Raw genomic sequence first — 17,954 nt, 5'->3', positions numbered from 1 at the left:
GTCTTGTGTCCGAACCACTCGAAATCACGCCAGAGGCGGTGGATGCTGCGGTCGCCGAAGCACTCGCCGCCGCGGCCGCCGCAGCCGACATCTCCGCTCTGAAGGCCGCCCGTTCCGCCCACCAGGGCGACGGCAGTCCGCTCGCCGCGCTCAACGCGCGGATGCGCAGCGTGCCGAAGGAACGCAAGGCCGAGTTCGGCAAGCTCGTCGGCGGCGCGCGCGCCACGGTGAACCAGGCGTTCGCCGCACGTGAGTCCGAGCTGGCCCAGGCGGAGCTGGCAGCGCGTCTCGAGGCGGAGCGCGTCGACATCACGGCCGTGGCCCATCGCACGCGCACCGGAGCGCGCCACCCGATCAGCGTGCTGCAGGAGCACGTCAGCGACATCTTCGTCGGCATGGGATGGGAGATCGCGGAGGGGCCGGAGCTCGAGCACGAGTGGTTCAACTTCGACGCGCTGAACTTCGACGTCGACCACCCCGCCCGCCAGGAGCAGGACACGTTCTACGTCGACCCCGTGGAGCGCCACCTCGTGATGCGCACGCACACCAGCCCCGTGCAGGTGCGCTCGATGCTCGACCGCGAGGTGCCGATCTACGTGCTGTGCCCCGGCCGCACGTACCGCACCGACGAGTTCGACGCGACCCACCTGCCCGTGTTCACGCAGTTCGAGGGGCTCGTGGTCGACAAGGGCATCACGATGGCACACCTGAAGGGCACCCTCGACCACATCGCGCGGCAGATGTTCGGCGACGAGGCGAAGACCCGCCTGCGCACGAATCACTTCCCGTTCACCGAGCCCAGCGCCGAGTTCGACCTGTGGCACCCGACCTTCGCAGGCGGTGCGCGTTGGATCGAGTGGGGCGGCTGCGGCATGGTGAATCCCAACGTGCTGCGCGCGGCGGGGATCGACCCGGAGGAGTACAGCGGCTTCGCCTTCGGCATCGGCATCGAGCGGGCGGTCATGTTCCGCAGCGATGTGCAGGACATGCGAGACATGGCAGAGGGCGATGTCCGCTTCAGCGAGCAGTTCGGGATGGTGGTGTGATGCGCGTCCCCGTTTCGTGGCTGCGTGAGTTCGTCGAGGTTCCGCAGAAGGCGACGCCGGATGACGTGTTCGCGTCCCTCGTGTCGGTCGGCTTCGAAGAGGAGGAGCTCGTCGCGTTCGATGTGACGGGCCCCGTCGTCGTCGGGCGGGTGGTCTCCTTCGAGGTCGAACCGCAGAAGAACGGCAAGAACATCCGCTGGTGCCAGGTCGATGTCGGCGAAGCGAACGGAGGCGTGCGCGGCATCGTCTGCGGCGCGCAGAACTTCCGTGAGGGCGACAAGGTCGTGGTGACGCTGCCGGGCGCCGTGCTGCCTGGCGGTTTCGAGATCGCCGCGCGGCAGACGTACGGCCATGTCTCCGACGGCATGATCGCATCGGCGACCGAGCTCGGCCTCGGCGACGAGAGCGACGGCATCATCCGGCTCGTCGAATGGGGTCTCGACCCCGAGGCCGGCACGGATGCGATCGCTCTGCTCGGCCTCGATGACGCGGCCGTCGACGTGAACGTCACCCCGGACCGCGGCTATGCGCTGTCCATCCGCGGCATCGCCCGCGAGTACTCGCTCGCAACCGGCGCAGCGTTCTCCGACCCCGCGGTCGGCGCAGCGATCGCCGAGGCCTCCGGCTTCGACGTCGAGCTGAGCGACGACGCACCGATCCGCGGCAACGACGGCGCGACGCAGTTCGTCGCCCGCGTCGTGCGCGGCGTTGACCCGTCGCGCCCGACGCCCGCTTGGATGGTATCGCGGCTCGCGCTTGCGGGCGTGCGATCGCTCGGCCTGCTCATCGACATCACCAACTACGTGATGGTCGAGCTGGGACAGCCGATCCACGGCTACGACCTCGACGCTCTCACCGGCGGCATCACCGTGCGCCGCGCGCGTGCGGGGGAGACCCTCACCACGCTCGACGGCCACAAGCGCGAGCTGTTCGCCGAGGATCTGCTGATCACCGACGGCTCCGGCCCGATCGGGCTCGCCGGTGTCATGGGCGGCGGCACCACCGAGATGACCGAAGCGACGAAGAACGTGCTCGTGGAGGCGGCGACGTTCGATCGCGTCTCCATCGCCCGCACGGCCCGTCGCCACAAATTGTCCAGTGAGGCCTCCAGGCGCTTCGAACGCGGCGTCGACCCCGCTGTCGCACCCGTCGCGGCGCAGCGGGTCGTCGACCTGATGATCGAGCTCGCCGGCGGCACGGCGACCGATGAGGGCACCCAGGTCGGGGGCGTCGCACTGCCCGATCCGGTTGAGCTGCCGACGGGCTTCGCCAGCAGCCTGATCGGCGTCGACTATGCGCCGGAGCGCATCCGCGAGGTGCTCGAGGCGATCGGCTGTGCTGTCGCCGACGCCTCGGACGGTTGGAGCGTCACGGCGCCGACATGGCGAGGCGATCTGACGGACAAATGGGCGCTCACCGAGGAGATCGTGCGCGTCGACGGTCTGGACAAGGTGCCGTCGATCCTGCCGACGCCGCCCTCGGGCCGCGGCCTCACCGCCGCCCAGCAGGGGCGCCGTCGCGTGTCGAACGCGCTCGCCGCAGCCGGATTCGTCGAGACGCCGGCGTTCCCCTTCGTCTCCGCCGAGCAGAACGACCTCTACGGATCAGCGTCGGGGGAGTCGCTGCCAGGGGTACGGCTCGCCAACCCGATCAGTGCTCAGCAGGCGTTCCTGCGCCGTTCGCTGATCCCTGGCCTGGCGCAGAACGCGCACCGCAACATCTCGCGCGGGCTGACCGATCTCGCGCTGTTCGAGGTCGGCAGCGTGTTCCTGCCGGAGCCAGGCGCCGCTTACGGCACCGATGCGGTGCCGCCTCTCGCCGAGCGTCCGGATGACGAGACCCTCGCGGCGCTGAACGCCTCGATCCCGCCGCAGCCGCGCCATGTCGCGATCCTGCTGGCGGGCAACGTGACGCCGAAGCAGCCCGGACGCGCAGCGGAGCAGGCAGGGCTCGAGACCGCGCTCGATGCTGTGCGCACCATCGGTGTCGCTGCGGGGATCGACATCGCCGTCTCGCAGGGCGAGCGGGCGGCGCTGCACCCGGGTCGCACCGGCATCTTGTCCGCTGCAGGCGAGGAGATCGGGTACGTCGGCGAACTGCTGCCCAGCGTGGCAGCCGACGCCGACCTGCCGGCACGCACGATCGTCGCCGAGCTGAACGTCGACCTGCTCCTCGGGCTCGTCGGGCGCCGTGTCGTGGCCGCTTCGCTGTCGACCTACCCCGCGGCGACGCAGGACGTCTCTCTCGTCGTGGACGCCGCACTGCCGGCGGCCGAACTGCGCGGCGCTCTCGTCGATGGCGCAGGCGACCTCCTCGAGCACATCCGACTCGTCGACGACTACCGCGGCGAGGGCGTGCCGGAGGGCACGAAGAGCCTCACCTTCGCTCTGCGGTTCCGTGCCGACGACCGCACGCTGACCGCTGCGGAGGCCACGGAGGCGAAACTGTCGGGCGTGACGCAGACCGAGGAGCGCTTCGGCGCGAAGATCCGCGACTGACGCGATCGGACGACGGGGGTGCGGCATCGCGAAGGCGGTGTCGCACCCCCGTCGTCCGATCGGATGATCTGCGGCGGCAGGTCGGGCCGGTCGGCCGATGTGCGCACCGCTGCCCGGACGCGAACATGGGCGCATGACCACAACAGCGCGAACCGTCGCTCCATCTTCGAAGCCCCGCATCCCCGCACGGGAATGGTGGCTGATCGTCGGCCTCCTGGTTCTCGCCATGGTGCCGTCGATCGCGGGTTCCGTCCGCGTCGGCGGCGTCGCGGCGTCCGACCCGTCCACACCCGACCGATTCGCGGACGACCCGCTGCCGGTCGTGCTGCACATCGTCGGCGCGGTCGTCTACGCGGTGGTCGGTGCGTTCCAGTTCCCTCCGACCTTCCGCCGCCGCCACATCGTGTGGCATCGCTTCGCCGGTCGCTACCTGCTCGTACCCACGGGGTTCGTCGTCGCGCTGTCGGGGCTGTGGATGAACGCGACATACGTTCTTCCGCCGATCGACGACGGGCTCGCGCTGCTCCTGTCCCGGTACGCCGTCGGTGTCTGGATGTTCGCCTGCCTCGTGCTCGCTCTCGTCGCCGTCGCCAGGCGACGCTTCGACGCGCACGGGGCGTGGATGATCCGCGCTTACGCGGTCGCGATGGGAGCGGGCACCCAGGTGCTCACGTCGATGCCGCCCATGCTCCTGCTGGGGGAGCCGGATGAGCTGCGCCGCCTCATCGAGATGGACGCCGGCTGGCTGATCAACATCGTCGCCGCGGAGATCGTGATCCGGGTGCGGCACGCGCGTGCCGCGCGCCCGCGTGCGGCGGCGTAGCGTGGCAGTCATGGAAGCGCGCATCGCCTCGGCCGCCGCGGCACCCGCCGCCGCAGGCGCGTCAGGGCCGGGCGTGCGCGACGTCGTGCTCGTCGTCGTCGCGACCGCCGTCGCCGTCGCCGAGACTCTCGTACGGCCGGACCTGGTCTGGCCGGTGGCCTCCCTCATCGTCACCCTTGTCGTGCTCCCGGGGCTGCTGTGGCGGCGTACGCATCCGCTCATCGTCGTGGCCGGCATGACCGCGGTCTCCGCTGGCTACGAGATCACGGGATGGGCGGCGGGCGAGCAGACGAGTGCGCTCGGCGCCGTGGCCGTGATGCTTCTCGTGCCCTACGCGCTGTTCCGCTGGGGGAGCGGCTTCGCGCGGATGCTGGGCGGCGCGCTGCTGGCGCTCGGCGTCGTCGTCTCACTCGCCGCGAGCCGCGGCGAGTGGACAGGCGCGGCGGCGGCCGTCGTGATCGTGGGAGGCGCCTGCCTGGTCGGTGTCATCCGCCGCCAGCGCGTCGAGGCGCACACCGCCGCGCTGGAGCGCGAACGGAGCAGGGAGCGCGAGGGGCTGGCCCGAGACCTGCATGACACGGTGGCGCACCATGTGTCGGCGATCGCGATCCGCGCCCAGGCCGCACAGGCGCTGCCGCCGGACGTCGAGCGATCGACGACCGCGTTCGGTGCGATCGAGCGGGAGGCGCGCGAGGCGCTGACCGAGATGCGATCGCTGGTCAGGGTGCTGCGCGGCGATGAAGCGTCGGCGCCGCTGCAGCCCATCGCAGGGCTCGCCGAGATCGAGGCGCTCGCCGCCGTCGGTCCTCCGGTCGTGCAGGTCCGCGCCGCCTCCGCCGCCCGCGTCGCCGTCTCGCAGATGCCGCGGATGGCGCAGAACGCGCTCTTCCGCATCGCGCAGGAGGCGGTTGCGAACGCGCGGCGCCACGCGACCGGCGCCACGCGCGTCGTGGTCGAGCTGGTCGTCAGCGCCGCCGATGTCGAACTGCGCGTGACGGACGACGGCTCCCCGGCCTCGCCTGGCGCGTCCGGCGGATACGGCATCACGGGGATGACGGAGCGCGCGTCGATGCTCGGCGGCCGCCTGCACGCGGGGCCGGGAGAGACCGGATGGATCGTGTCGGCAGTCGTGCCGTCGGCGCGCGATGAAGGGAGCGGAGCGTCGTGATCAGTGTGCTCATCACGGACGACCAGGAGTCGATCCGCGCCGGCCTGCGCATGATGCTCGATGCGCAGCCGGACATCGAGGTCGTCGGCGAAGCCGCGGACGGGATCGTCGCCGTCGATCTGGCCAGGCGGCAGCGCCCTGACGTCGTGCTGATGGACATCCGGATGCCCCGTATGGACGGGCTGGAGGCGACCCGTGCGCTCGCCGCGGACGATGCGCCGCCCGCGGTCGTCATCCTCACCACCTTCGATCTCGACGAGTACGTGCACGGCGCTCTGCGCGCCGGAGCGAAGGGCTTCCTGCTCAAGGACTCGGGACCACGGCTGCTCGCCGAGGCCGTGCGGGCCGCCGCGACCGGTGACGCCCTGATCGCCCCCGAGATCACGGCGCGGCTGTTGGCGGAGTTCGCGCCGGCCGCGCCGCGATCGGCAGAGCCGGCCGAGCCTCTCACGTCGCGGGAAGAAGAGGTGCTCGTCGCGCTCGCCGCGGGCTTCACCAACGCCGAGATCGGAGCGCAGCTGAACCTCTCGCTCGGCACGGTGAAGGCGCACATCGCCGCCGTGCTCGGCAAGCTCGGCGTGCGCAACCGGGTGGAGGCGGCGATGTGGGCGTACGAATCGGGGCGGGTGCGCGGCTCGAGGCACGGCACCGGATGACGGTGCGATCCGATCCGAGCGGAGCCGGTGGCGTCGTCCGCGGCGATGGTCGGTCGGATGGGTGAGGAGTGTGACGAACGAACAGTACGGCGGAGATGGACATCGCCTGCCTGATGCGGATCTGCCTGACCTCCTGCCGGTGCAGCAGCCGCCTTTCGGTCAACCGAGCGCGACCTCCTGGTTCAGAAACCGCGGCTCGGCCGTGCCGTAGTCGTCGGGCGCTGCGGCGTGGTCCAACGCTGCCCCGTCGCGCGTCACCGCGGGTGCGGCCAGCTCGAGCGGACCGTAGGGCGAGTCGAGCCTCCGGATGACGGGAGTCGGTGTCGGCGAGAGCGCACCGGTCGCCGACGGCTGGTCGAGCAGCAGGTGCGCCGTCCGGGCGAGCGACATCCGTGCCGATCCGCCGCGCCTCGTGCGGGCGCGGCGATTCAGCAGCGCGCAGACAGCGGCGGCGATGCCGAAGCCCGTCGCATAGTCGAGTGCCTGCACCGGCAGGGCGCCAGGGGTCCCGTCGTCGTGTCGATACGCGTCGGCGACTCCCGTCGCGGCCTGCACGATCGAGTCGAACCCGCGTCGCCCGGCCCATGGGTCGTCGAAGCCCCATGCCGAGAACTCTGCGACGACGAGATCTGCGCGTCGTTCGCGCAGCGTTCCGGCGTCGAGCCCGAGGCGTGCGAGAGCGCCGGGCCGGTAGCCGGTCACCACGACGTCCGCATGCGAGACGAGGTCGTCGATCACGGCACTGTGCGCTCGGTTGTGCGCGTCGAGCAGGCTGGTGCGCTTGCCAGCATTGCGATCGACGTGCATGTCGATGAGCTCCGGCAGACCGGGCGGATCGACCCGCAGCACGTCTGCTCCCAGCTGGGCCAGCAGCTGCGTCGCCGTCGGCCCGGCGATCACCCTGGTCAGATCCAGCACCCTGACGCCGGCGAGCCCGCCGCTCGCCGGCACCTGTGGTTCCGTGCCAGCGCGCTCCTCGATATCGAATTCGATCCACGGCGACCCGTCGACGGCACGCGCCGGCTCAGAGCCTCGCCACTCCTGCGCTGTTCTGACCCGTGCGGCCGCACCTCCCGCCGCGACGATGTCGTGCTCGGCGTCGGCGGCGACGACACCGGCCAGCGCCTCTGCCAGCGCTGCAGCATCCGTCGCGCCGTAGAGGCGCTCCAGGACTGCTGCGTGATGCGGGTAGTTCGCGTGGGTGCGCAGCCACCCGTCGGAGGTGGGGAAGAACCCGGACAGCGGCGCGAATCCCTCAGGCTTCCGGCCATCGATCCTGGTGTGACGGATCGAGCCGAAGGCACCGGCGACGAGGTCGGCCCGTACGCCGAGCCGGTGTCCCGTCAGCGCGGCTGCGGCCGACGCCGCCGCTGCCACGCTTGCGAGGGCGAGCCCCTCCACGTCGAGCGGGCCGCCCCACCAGCGCCGCGGCCCGTCGAACGGAACCCTCGGCATCGCGGTGATCGTGCGGAGCTCGGCCGTCAGGTCGGGGAGCGGGTCGTCCATATCGGCGATTCTGCCGGACTGACCGCGCCCAGAACAACGGTTTGCGCGCTCCCGCGCACTGCTCCGCGCACGGGGCAGGCGGGAACGAACGTTCCGCTGAGCCGTGGCGCGGAGATCCGAGCGGTGCACTCGCTGGGCGGCGGATATCCGGGACAGGTCTGCTAATGTCGTCGCCATGGCCTCGATCGCGACCGTCTCGCCGCTCTCACCGAGCAGCGTCGTCGCGCGCCGTCCGCGTGCCCGCCGAGTCTGGGCGGCACTGCGAACCTTCGTGTCTGCGTGAGGGAGCGGTGTCGCCGAAACGGCAGCCCATCCACACGGACTTAAGGTAGATGCTATGACGTATTCGGTCGCTGTCTCCGGCGCCTCTGGCTACGCGGGCGGCGAGATCCTGCGCCTGCTCGCAGGCCATCCCGACATCGAGATCCGCACGGTCACCGCGCATTCCAACGCGGGCGACGACCTCGTGGACCACCAGCCGCACCTCAGGTCGCTGCGCCATCTGACGCTGCAGCCGACCACACCGGATGTCCTGTCCGGTCATGACGTCGTCTTCCTCGCGCTCCCGCACGGGCAGTCGGGGCAGTACACCGACGCACTCGGCGACGCGGCGCTTGTGATCGATGCGGGGGCGGACCACCGTCTCACCAGCGAGGCAGATTGGGCGGCGTTCTACGGCGGAGAGTTCCACGAGCCATGGGCGTACGGCGTGCCGGAGCTGCTGATCGGCGGCGCCAAGCAGCGCGAGAGCCTGCGCGGTGCGACCCGCATCGCGGCGCCCGGATGCAACGCATCGACGGTGTCGCTGTCGCTCGCCCCCGGCGTGGCCGGCGGGGTGATCGACGCGGGCGACGTCGTCAGCGTGCTCGCCGTCGGGCCCTCCGGTGCGGGCAAGAGTCTGAAGCCGCACCTGCTCGGGGCCGAGCTGATCGGCACGGCCAACCCGTACGCCGTCGGCGGTACGCACCGCCACATCCCCGAGATCCAGCAGGCGCTGCGCGCGGCGGGGGCGAGCGACCCCCGCGTCTCGTTCACACCCGTGCTCGTGCCGATGTCGCGCGGCATCCTCGCCACCTCGTCGGCTCCGATCGCCGACGGTGCCTCCGATGCGCAGATCCGCGACGCGTGGGAGTCCGCGTACGGAGAAGAGCACTTCGTGCAGCTCCTGCCAGAAGGGCGGATGCCGCGCACGGCCGACGTCGCCGGCGCCAACACCGCACTGATCGGCCTCACCATCGACCGCAGGGCGAATCGGGTCACGGTCGTCGCAGCCGTGGACAACCTCGCCAAGGGCACGGCGGGGGCCGCCATCCAATCCATGAACATCGCGCTCGGCCTCGACGAGTCCACGGCGCTGACCACGAACGGAGTCGCACCGTGAGCGTGACCGCACCAGCGGGCTTCGAAGCGGCAGGCGTCGCAGCCGGCCTGAAGTCCACAGGCAAGAAGGACGTCGCCGTCATCGTGAACCGCGGCCCGCAGAGAACTGCGGCGGCGGTGTTCACTTCGAACCGCGCCAAGGCGAACCCGATTCTCTGGTCGCAGCAGGCGATCAAGACGGGTGCGGCCGACGCGGTCGTGCTCAACTCGGGCGGAGCGAACTGCTTCACCGGCGACTTCGGGTTCCAGACCACGCACCAGACCGCCGAGCGGGCGGCCGAGCTGCTCGGCGTCGGCGCCGCGGGCATCCAGGTGTGCTCCACCGGTCTGATCGGCACGGGTGACGAGACCTTCCGCACCAGGGTGCTCTCCGGCACCGCAGACGCGATCTCGCGCCTGTCCGCAGACGGAGGCGACGACGCGGCGCATGCGATCATGACGACTGACTCGGTACCCAAGACCGTGCGGATCGAGGGCGATGGATGGACGATCGGCGGCATGGCGAAGGGCGCAGGCATGCTCGCCCCGGGCCTCGCCACGATGCTCGTCGTGCTGACCACCGATGCACAGCTCACCGGCGAGGAAGCCGACGCCCACCTGCGTGCGGCCACCCGCGTGAGCTTCGACCGCCTCGACTCCGACGGCGCGATGTCGACCAACGACCAGGTCACCCTGATGGCGAGCGGGGCATCAGGGCGCACGCCGGATGCCGCCGCGTTCCGTGCGGCTCTGACCGAGGCGTGCATGTCGCTCGCAACCCAGCTGATGGCCGACGCCGAGGGTGCCGGTCACGACATCTTCATCCGAGTGCTGCATGCAGCGAACGAGGACGAGGCCGTCACCGTTGCGCGCTCCGTCGCGCGCAACAACCTGTTCAAGACCGCGATCTTCGGGGAGGACCCGAACTGGGGGCGTGTGCTCGCCGCGATCGGCACGACCGATGCCGAGTTCGACCCGTACGACGTCGACGTGACGATGAACGGTGTGCGGGTGTGCACCGGCGGCGGTCCCGACCGTCCTCGCGAGGAGGTCGACCTCTCCGGCCGAATGACCAGGGTCGACATCGACTTGCGGGTCGGCGAGGCGGAGGCGACCGTGATGACCAACGACCTCACGCACGCCTACGTCCACGAGAACAGCGCATACAGCTCATGAGCGAGATCGACCTCCAGCAGACCACACCGGAACAGGCCGCCCTCAAAGCGACGACGCTGATCGAGTCGCTGCCGTGGCTGAAGCAGTACCGTGACGAGATCGTCGTCGTGAAGTACGGCGGCAACGCGATGATCTCCGAGGAGCTGCAGGACGCGTTCGCCCAGGACATCGCCTATCTGCGCTACGTCGGCATCAAGCCCGTCGTCGTGCACGGCGGGGGGCCGCAGATATCGAGCATGCTCGACCGCCTCGCCATCCCGAGCGAGTTCAAGGGCGGCTACCGTGTCACCTCGACAGAGGCGATCAGCGTCGTGCGGATGGTTCTCACCGGGCAGATCAATCCGCAGCTCGTGGCGAAGATCAATTCGCACGGCCCGTTCGCCGTCGGCCTGTCCGGCGAAGACGCTGCGCTGTTCGGCGGCCGTCGCCGCGGCGTGGTGATCGACGGCGTCGAGGAGAGCCTCGGTCGGGTCGGCGACGTCACCGAGGTCGATCCGCAGCCGGTGCTCGACCAGCTGGCGGCGGAGCGCATCCCCGTCATCGCCGGCGTCGCGCCCGATCTCGACCATCCGGGCCACACGCTCAACATCAACGCGGACGCCGCAGCCAGCGCGCTCGCCCGCGCTCTCGGGGCGAAGAAGCTCGTCGTCCTGACGGACGTGCCTGGCCTCTACGCCGACTGGCCCAATCGCGACTCGCTCGTCTCGCACCTGTCGGCGGGCGAACTGCGCGAGCTCATGCCGAAGCTCGAGTCCGGCATGATCCCGAAGATGCAGGCCTGCCTCGACGCGGTCGAGAACGGCGTGCGCAGAGCATCGATCATCGACGGGCGCGTGCCGCACTCGGTGCTCGTGGAACTGTTCACCAGCGACGGAATCGGAACGGAGGTGTCGGCATGAGCGATGCGAACTGGAAGGTGGCCGCAGAGCGCGACCTGATGAGCCTCGGGACGCGCCCGCGCCTGCTCGAGAGCGGTTCCGGGTCGTACGTGACCGACGACGTCGGCCGCGAGTACCTTGATTTCCTCGGCGGCATCGCGGTCAACAGCCTCGGCCACGCACATCCGGTGTTCGTCTCCGCCGTCGCCGAACAGGCGGCGAAGCTCGCCCACGTGTCGAACCTGTTCGCCTCACAGCCGCAGCTCGACCTCGCCGCACGCCTGAAGCGGCTGGCGGGAACCGGAGACGCCGGCCGGGTGTTCCTGGCCAATGCCGGAAGCGAAGCCAACGAGACAGCGCTGAAGCTCGCGCGTCTGCACGGCAACCCGCGGGGCAAGACGGCGATCGTGTCGCTGGCCGGCGCGTTCCACGGCCGTTCGATCGGCGCACTGTCGATCACGCCCAAGGCCGCCTACCAGGATCCGTTCGCGCCGCTGCTCCCCGACACCCGGACCATCGAGCCGACGCTCGACGCGCTCGATCAGGCGTTCGCCGCAGACGACGTCGCGGCGATCTTCATCGAGCCGATCCAGGGCGAGGCCGGGGTCCGCGAGCTGCCGGAGGGCTTCCTCGCCCGCGCCCGCGAACTCACGCGCCGGCACGACGCGCTGCTGATCCTCGACGAGGTGCAGACGGGATCGGGGCGCACGGGGGAGTGGTTCGCCTTCCAGCTGCCTGGCATGCTTCCGGAGGGGGAGCTGCCGGACGCCGTGACCTTCGCCAAGGCAGTCGGCGCGGGCTTCCCTCTGGGTGGCCTGATCACGTTCGGCCGGGCGAGTGAGCTGTTCTCACCGGGGATGCACAACTCGACCTTCGGCGGCAACCCGTTGGCGAGCCGCGTCGCCGATCGCGTGCTCGCCCATGTCGAGGACGAAGGACTTCTCGCGAACGTGACCCGCCGCGGTGCGCAGCTGCGCGAGGCGGTCTCGGGGCTGCCCGGGGTCTCGGGCACTCGCGGGGCAGGACTGCTCATCGGCATCGCTCTGGAACGGCCGATCGCCGCCGACGTGGTCGCACACGCTCTCGACGGCGGCCTGATCGTGAACGCGCCGGCGCCCGACACCATCCGGATCGCTCCGGCGTTCACCGTGGGCGACCCCGAGATCGAAGATTTCATTCGGAGGTTCGGCGACGCGCTGAACGCCGCAAGCCAGAGTTCGGAGACGACAGCATGACCCGCCACTTCCTGCGCGACGACAGCATCACACCGGCAGAGCAGAACGAGATTCTGTCGCTCGCCGCCCAGATGAAGCGCGACCGCTTCTCGCACAAGCCGTTGGACGGCCCGCAGACGGTCGCCGTGATCTTCGACAAGTCGTCGACGCGCACGCGCGTCTCGTTCGCGGTGGGCATCGCCGACCTCGGCGGATCGCCGCTGATCATCGCCACAGCCTCGAGCCAGCTGGGCGGCAAGGAGACACCGGCCGACACGGCCAGGGTGCTCGAACGGCAGGTGGCGGCCATCGTCTGGCGCACCTATGCTCAGGCGGGCCTCGAGCAGATCGCCGACGGCACGACGGTGCCGGTCGTCAACGCGCTCAGCGACGACTTCCACCCCTGCCAGCTGCTCGCCGACCTGCTCACGATCCGGGAGCACAAGGGCGGAACCGAGGGCAGGACGCTGACGTTCTTCGGCGACGGCCAGAGCAACATGGCGCATTCGTATGTGCTGGCCGGTGCCATGGCGGGAATGCACGTGCGCATCGCGTCGCCCGCCTCGTACTTCCCCCGGGCGGACATCGTCGCCGACGCCGTCTCTCTCGCACGCGAGACCGGCGGATCGGTGACGCTGCTCAGCGACGCGCGCGAGGCCGCGGCCGGGTCGGACGTCGTGATCACCGACACCTGGGTGTCGATGGGCAAAGAGGAGGAGAAGCAGCGCCGCATCGACGATCTCGGCGGCTACAAGATCACCGAGGAGCTGATGGCTCTCGCGAACGATGACGCGATCTTCATGCACTGCCTCCCCGCCGACCGCGGCTACGAGGTCGACTCCGCGGTCATCGACGGGCCGCAGAGCGTCATCTGGGACGAGGCGGAGAACCGCCTGCACGCGCAGAAGGCGCTGCTGACCTGGCTGCTCGAGCAGCCCCCGCAGCCCATGGCGTGACCCGGAGACCGTGAGGCCGGCCGTGCGACCATCCGAGTCATCCGCGCCTGGCACGGTCGGGGCGCGGCGCGGATGGGTCCGTTCGCGCTGGGAGCGCTTCGATGCCGACGGGCGCATGCCTGGCATCGACCTTGCGCGCGGATCAGCCGTGGTCGGGATGTTCGCGGCGCACATGCTCCCGCTGCCGCCGCTGATGTGGACGGTGCAGTCGACGTGGCAGGGCATCGCCGACGGGCGATCCTCCATTCTGTTCGCGGTGCTGGCGGGCGTCTCGATTGCGCTCGCTTCCGGGGGAGCGTCACCGATCCCGCGCAGGAATGCGGCGCCCGCGCGGGTCAGGATGCTCGTGCGCGCCGGCTGCATCTGGCTGCTCGGCGTCGCTCTCGCGCTGACACCCGTGCCCGTCTACGTGATCCTGCCCGCATACGGCCTGCTGTTCCTCTTCGCCGTTCCTGCGCTGCGCTGGCGGGCACCCGCGCTGTTCGGTGCGGCCGCGACGGTCGCACTCGTCGGGCCGTTCATCGTGCATGCGGCGAACGCCTCAGCATGGTGGGACACGCAGGCGGGCGGGTATGCGGCCGCAGCCCTCGGCTGGCACTACCCGGTTCCGCTGTGGGCGGCGTTCATCGCCGCGGGCATGGGCATAGGGCGGCTTCGGCTGGACGACTGGCGTGTGCTGATCGCGCTGCTCTGCTCCGGCACCGCCCTCGCAGTGATCGGATACGCGGTGATCGCGCCGGCGTCGCGCTCTCTCCCGTGGGGGGAGGTGCTCAGCGGTGCGCCGCACTCGAGCGGACTGGGCGAGTCCGTCGGCTCCGGCGGCTTCGCCGTCGCGGTCGTCGCAGCGTGCGTGCTGGTATGTCGGACACCGGTGCGGTGGCTCGCGATCCCGTTGCGCGCGGTCGGCGCGATGCCGCTGACGGCGTACACGGCCCAGTTCGCGGTGTGGTGGGCCGCGACGGCGGGTGAGGCTGCTCCGCTCGGGGCGTTCCGCGACATCGAGCCGTTCTGGCCGTTCACTCTGTGCACACTCGCGGCGTGCACCGCATGGACGCTGCTGATCGGCCGGGGACCCCTCGAGCAGGCGATCGGGGCGGCCGCGCGCGCCGGGGCGGGAAGGGGGAGCAGGACGCGTATGCCGTAGCCTTGGACCGTGAGCAGCACTGGCGACAGCACCACGGGCAAGACGGGCGACGGAACCCTCTGGGGAGGGCGGTTCGCGAGCGGACCTTCTCCCGAACTGCAGGAGCTGAGCCGCTCCACCCAGTTCGACTGGGCACTCGCCCCCTATGACCTTGCGGGCTCGCACGCGCATGCCAAAGCGCTCGCCGCGGCCGGCTACCTCACAGAAGACGAGGAGCGTCGGATGCACGAGGGCCTCGACGCCCTGCTGCGCCGCTTCGAGGACGGAACGCTGCGGCCCCGTGCCGAGGACGAGGACGTGCACGGCGCGCTCGAGACCGCGCTGATCGCCGAACTCGGCGCCGACCTCGGTGGGCGCCTGCGCGCCGGACGCAGCCGCAACGATCAGATCGCCACGCTCGTGCGAATGTACCTGCTCGACCACGCCCGCGTCATCGCGCGGGAGCTGCTCGGCCTCATCGACGCGCTCGTCGCGCAGGCGGAGGCGCACCCCGACGCGATCCTGCCGGGCAGGACGCACCTGCAGCATGCACAGCCCGTGCTGCTGGCGCACCACCTGCAGGCGCATGCCTGGCCGTTCGTGCGCAACCTCGAGCGCCTGCGCGATTGGCGTTCGCGCGCCGCTGTCTCGCCGTACGGCGGTGGAGCCCTCGCGGGCTCCACGCTCGGGCTCGATCCGCAGCTGGTCGCCACGGAGCTCGGCCTCGACCGGCCCAGTGAGAACTCACTCGACGGCACGGCAGCGCGCGACGTGGCTGCGGAGTTCGCGTACATCGCCGCGCAGATCGGCATCGACCTGTCCCGGATCTCGGAGGAGATCATCCTCTGGAACACGCGCGAGTTCGGCTTCGTCACGCTCGACGACGGGTACTCGACCGGTTCGAGCATCATGCCGCAGAAGAAGAACCCCGACATCGCGGAACTGGCGCGAGGCAAAGCCGGTCGCCTCGTCGGCAATCTCACGGGACTGCTGGCGACGTTGAAGGCGCTGCCGCTGGCATACAACCGCGACCTGCAGGAGGACAAGGAGCCGCTGTTCGACTCCGTCGCCACTCTCGAGGTCGTGCTGCCGGCGTTCCGCGGCATGATCGCCACCGTGTCCTTCCACACGGAGCGGATGGCCGAGCTCGCCCCCGAGGGCTTCTCGCTCGCCACCGACGTGGCGGAGTGGCTGGTCAAGCACCGCGTGCCTTTCCGCGATGCGCACGAGATATCCGGTGCGCTCGTGAGCGCCTGCGAGGGTCTCGGCATCGGCCTCGAGGACGCGGACGATGAGCTGCTTGCATCGGTGTCGGCACATCTGACCCCGGACGTCAGGGACGTGCTGACGATCACCGGCTCAGTGGAGTCGCGCCGCGGCGTCGGCGGAACCGCGCCGGAGCGCGTCGTCGAGCAGCGCGCAGAGCTGGTCGAACGCGCCCAGCACGCGGTGCACGCGCTCGGGCTGTAGTCCACTCGACCGGTCAGCGCCCGCAGCGGAGGGCGATGACGGGTGACGGGCACCGGACGAGGGTCGTCCAGCCACTAAACTGAACGGGTGACCGACACAGCAATCGCAGAGCAGGCGAACGACCCCTCGTTCGAGAACGTCTTCGACGAGTTGGAGTGGCGCGGCCTCGTGCACGTGTCAACCGATCGTGACGCTCTTCGTGATGTCCTGGGCGGCGATCCGATCACGTACTACTGCGGTTTCGACCCGACGGCGCCCAGCCTGCATCTGGGAAACCTCGTGCAGCTGCTGACGATGCGGCGGCTGCAGCTGGCCGGTCACCGTCCGCTCGGCCTCGTCGGCGGGGCGACGGGGCTGATCGGCGACCCGAAGCAGACAGCGGAGCGAGTGCTCAACGACGCGGAGACCGTCACGGGCTGGGTCGCCAAGCTGGGCGGTCAGGTGGAGCGCTTCCTCAGCTTCTCCGGTGAGAACGCGGCTCGAATGGTGAACAACCTCGACTGGACGGGGCAGCTGAGCGCAATCGACTTCCTCAGGGATATCGGCAAGCACTTCCGCGTCGGCACGATGATCAAGAAGGAGACCGTGAGCGCGCGGCTGAACTCCGACGCGGGCATCAGCTACACCGAGTTCAGCTACCAGATCCTGCAGGGCATGGACTACCTGCGCCTGCACGAGAGCTACGAGTGCGTGCTGCAGACGGGCGGCAGCGATCAGTGGGGCAACCTCACCAGCGGCGCCGACCTCGTGCACAAGGTCACGGGTACGTCGGTGCATGCCTTCGGCACCCCGCTGATCACCGACGAGAACGGCAGGAAGTTCGGCAAGAGCGAGGGCAACGCGATCTGGCTCGACGCCGAGATGTGCAGCCCGTACGCGATGTACCAGTTCTGGCTCAACGTCGATGACGCCATAGTCGTGAAGCTGATGAAGGTGTTCACGTTCCTCCCCAAGGACGAGATCGCGGAGTACGAGCGCCTCGTCGAGGAGGAAGGGTTCCGCCGTGCAGCGCAGAAGCGGCTCGCCCTCGAAGTGACCACGCTGGTGCACGGTGCGGAGGCGACCTCCTCGGCGATCGCGGCTTCCGAGGCGCTGTTTGGGCGGGGCGATCTGGCCGCCATCGACGCCGGCACGCTGGCCGCCGCGCTGCGCGAGCTCCCGCACGCGGAGTTCGACGCCGACACCCCGGTGATCAATGCAATGGTCGAGACCGGGCTGGTGTCATCGACATCCGAGGCCAGGCGAGCCATCGCGCAGGGCGGTGTCACTCTCGACGGCGAACGGGTAACCGCAGACGACGCGACTGTGCGGGGGACGCTCCCTGGGGGAGTGTCGGTCATCAAGCGCGGCAAGAAGTCTCTCGCCGGCGTCTTCGTCGCATGAGCGGGCGGTCACGCGCGACACGCCATGAGGTGCGAAGATTTGCCGCGGTGACCGGATCCGCGTAATGTTTTCTCCTGTCGCCGCCAAGAGGTGAGGTTGAGCCGGAAGGCTCCCATCCCAAGACGGAGACACGGACTCATCCGAAGATCACGTGACAGCTCAGCTGGAACGCGGTAGGATGGGGATCTCGACTTCACGGCGTGTCGCAAGTTGCGACGGTCGCAGAGGAGAGTTAAGCTACTGAAGTTGCCTCAAACGGTTCTGAACGGATGAGGTGGCGGAAGAATGAAGCCTTCCGAACTCACGGCGTGTCGAATTGCGAGGCGCCAACGGCTCGGTTAGACTGAGGAAGTTGCCCCGGAGGGCTGCGGCGGGAGTCGCAGGGCTGGGAGCGTCCGTTCCTTGAGAACTCAACAGCGTGCACTTGTCAAATGCCAAATTATCCTCGGCTTGTGTGATTTGTTTCACATGGGTTGAGAATTCCTTTGGATCAATTATATATGAATCGTCAGCTTTTTGATGGTTCGTCTTTTTGGTCATGATTGAACTCGCTGCTTTGTCACTGTTTTTTTGCGGTGGTGGGGTCAGCAGCTGTTTTTTACGGAGAGTTTGATCCTGGCTCAGGATGAACGCTGGCGGCGTGCTTAACACATGCAAGTCGAACGATGAAGCTCCAGCTTGCTGGGGTGGATTAGTGG

At 69.6% G+C, this 17,954-nt stretch carries 14 protein-coding genes and 1 rRNA gene; 14 read left to right on the top strand and 1 reads right to left on the bottom strand.

Annotated features, from left to right (window positions below; genetic code table 11):
• Positions 1-5 precede the first annotated feature (5 nt).
• From pheS to DZG09_RS12135, 5 genes are all read left to right on the top strand, one after another.
• Entirely contained in the window at positions 6-1,046 is a 1,041-nt protein-coding gene (gene pheS / locus DZG09_RS12155; RefSeq protein WP_119698031.1) for a phenylalanine--tRNA ligase subunit alpha, read from the top strand.
• On the top strand, positions 1,046-3,544 hold the full coding sequence (gene pheT / locus DZG09_RS12150; RefSeq protein WP_119698030.1) for a phenylalanine--tRNA ligase subunit beta: 2,499 nt from the start codon (positions 1,046-1,048) through the stop codon (positions 3,542-3,544). Before pheS ends, pheT begins: the two co-directional genes overlap by 1 nt.
• A 133-nt stretch (positions 3,545-3,677) precedes the next feature.
• On the top strand, positions 3,678-4,367 hold the full coding sequence (locus DZG09_RS12145) for a DUF2306 domain-containing protein (RefSeq protein WP_119698029.1): 690 nt from the start codon (positions 3,678-3,680) through the stop codon (positions 4,365-4,367).
• Positions 4,368-4,377: 10 nt separating this feature from the next.
• The gene (locus tag DZG09_RS12140) at positions 4,378-5,535 is read left to right on the top strand and encodes a sensor histidine kinase (protein ID WP_162893307.1); all 1,158 of its coding nucleotides are present in this window, start codon (positions 4,378-4,380) and stop codon (positions 5,533-5,535) included.
• A complete protein-coding gene (locus tag DZG09_RS12135) occupies positions 5,532-6,191 on the top strand; it encodes a response regulator (protein ID WP_276116246.1) in 660 nt (219 codons plus the stop codon). The genes DZG09_RS12140 and DZG09_RS12135 overlap by 4 nt, the downstream gene beginning before the upstream one ends.
• 159 nt (positions 6,192-6,350) lie before the next feature.
• On the opposite strand, the gene DZG09_RS12130 is transcribed toward DZG09_RS12135, so the two are convergent.
• Positions 6,351-7,697, bottom strand: coding sequence for a CoA transferase (locus tag DZG09_RS12130; RefSeq protein ID WP_162893306.1), 1,347 nt, complete (start codon positions 7,695-7,697; stop codon positions 6,351-6,353).
• Between the two features lie 337 nt (positions 7,698-8,034).
• Between DZG09_RS12130 and argC the strand changes: the two genes are divergently transcribed.
• From argC to DZG09_RS12085, 9 genes are all read left to right on the top strand, one after another.
• On the top strand, positions 8,035-9,078 hold the full coding sequence (gene argC / locus DZG09_RS12125) for an N-acetyl-gamma-glutamyl-phosphate reductase (protein WP_119698026.1): 1,044 nt from the start codon (positions 8,035-8,037) through the stop codon (positions 9,076-9,078).
• Positions 9,075-10,232 (top strand): bifunctional glutamate N-acetyltransferase/amino-acid acetyltransferase ArgJ, encoded by a 1,158-nt coding sequence (gene argJ, locus DZG09_RS12120; protein ID WP_119698025.1) that lies wholly within the window; start codon positions 9,075-9,077, stop codon positions 10,230-10,232. Before argC ends, argJ begins: the two co-directional genes overlap by 4 nt.
• Positions 10,229-11,131, top strand: a complete 903-nt coding sequence (gene argB / locus DZG09_RS12115) for an acetylglutamate kinase (RefSeq protein ID WP_119698024.1) — start codon at positions 10,229-10,231, stop codon at positions 11,129-11,131. Before argJ ends, argB begins: the two co-directional genes overlap by 4 nt.
• Complete coding sequence (locus DZG09_RS12110) at positions 11,128-12,345, top strand: acetylornithine transaminase (RefSeq protein ID WP_119698023.1); 1,218 nt, start codon at positions 11,128-11,130, stop codon at positions 12,343-12,345. The genes argB and DZG09_RS12110 overlap by 4 nt, the downstream gene beginning before the upstream one ends.
• A complete protein-coding gene (argF, locus tag DZG09_RS12105; protein ID WP_119698022.1) occupies positions 12,342-13,280 on the top strand; it encodes an ornithine carbamoyltransferase in 939 nt (312 codons plus the stop codon). Before DZG09_RS12110 ends, argF begins: the two co-directional genes overlap by 4 nt.
• 22 nt (positions 13,281-13,302) lie before the next feature.
• The gene (locus DZG09_RS12100; protein ID WP_240424006.1) at positions 13,303-14,424 is read left to right on the top strand and encodes a heparan-alpha-glucosaminide N-acetyltransferase domain-containing protein; all 1,122 of its coding nucleotides are present in this window, start codon (positions 13,303-13,305) and stop codon (positions 14,422-14,424) included.
• 9 nt (positions 14,425-14,433) lie between these two features.
• Positions 14,434-15,873: an argininosuccinate lyase gene (gene argH, locus DZG09_RS12095; RefSeq protein ID WP_119698021.1), complete on the top strand. Its 1,440-nt coding sequence runs from the start codon at positions 14,434-14,436 to the stop codon at positions 15,871-15,873.
• Positions 15,874-15,960: 87 nt separating this feature from the next.
• Complete coding sequence (gene tyrS / locus DZG09_RS12090; protein WP_119698020.1) at positions 15,961-17,256, top strand: tyrosine--tRNA ligase; 1,296 nt, start codon at positions 15,961-15,963, stop codon at positions 17,254-17,256.
• A 597-nt stretch (positions 17,257-17,853) separates the two neighbouring features.
• Positions 17,854-17,954, top strand: a 16S ribosomal RNA gene (locus DZG09_RS12085); the annotation flags it as partial.

This window comes from Microbacterium halotolerans (assembly GCF_003569805.1).
GTDB lineage: Bacteria > Actinomycetota > Actinomycetes > Actinomycetales > Microbacteriaceae > Microbacterium > Microbacterium halotolerans.
The sequence above is the reverse complement of the archived record's forward strand: the minus strand, read 5'-3'. Positions and strand labels throughout refer to the sequence as shown.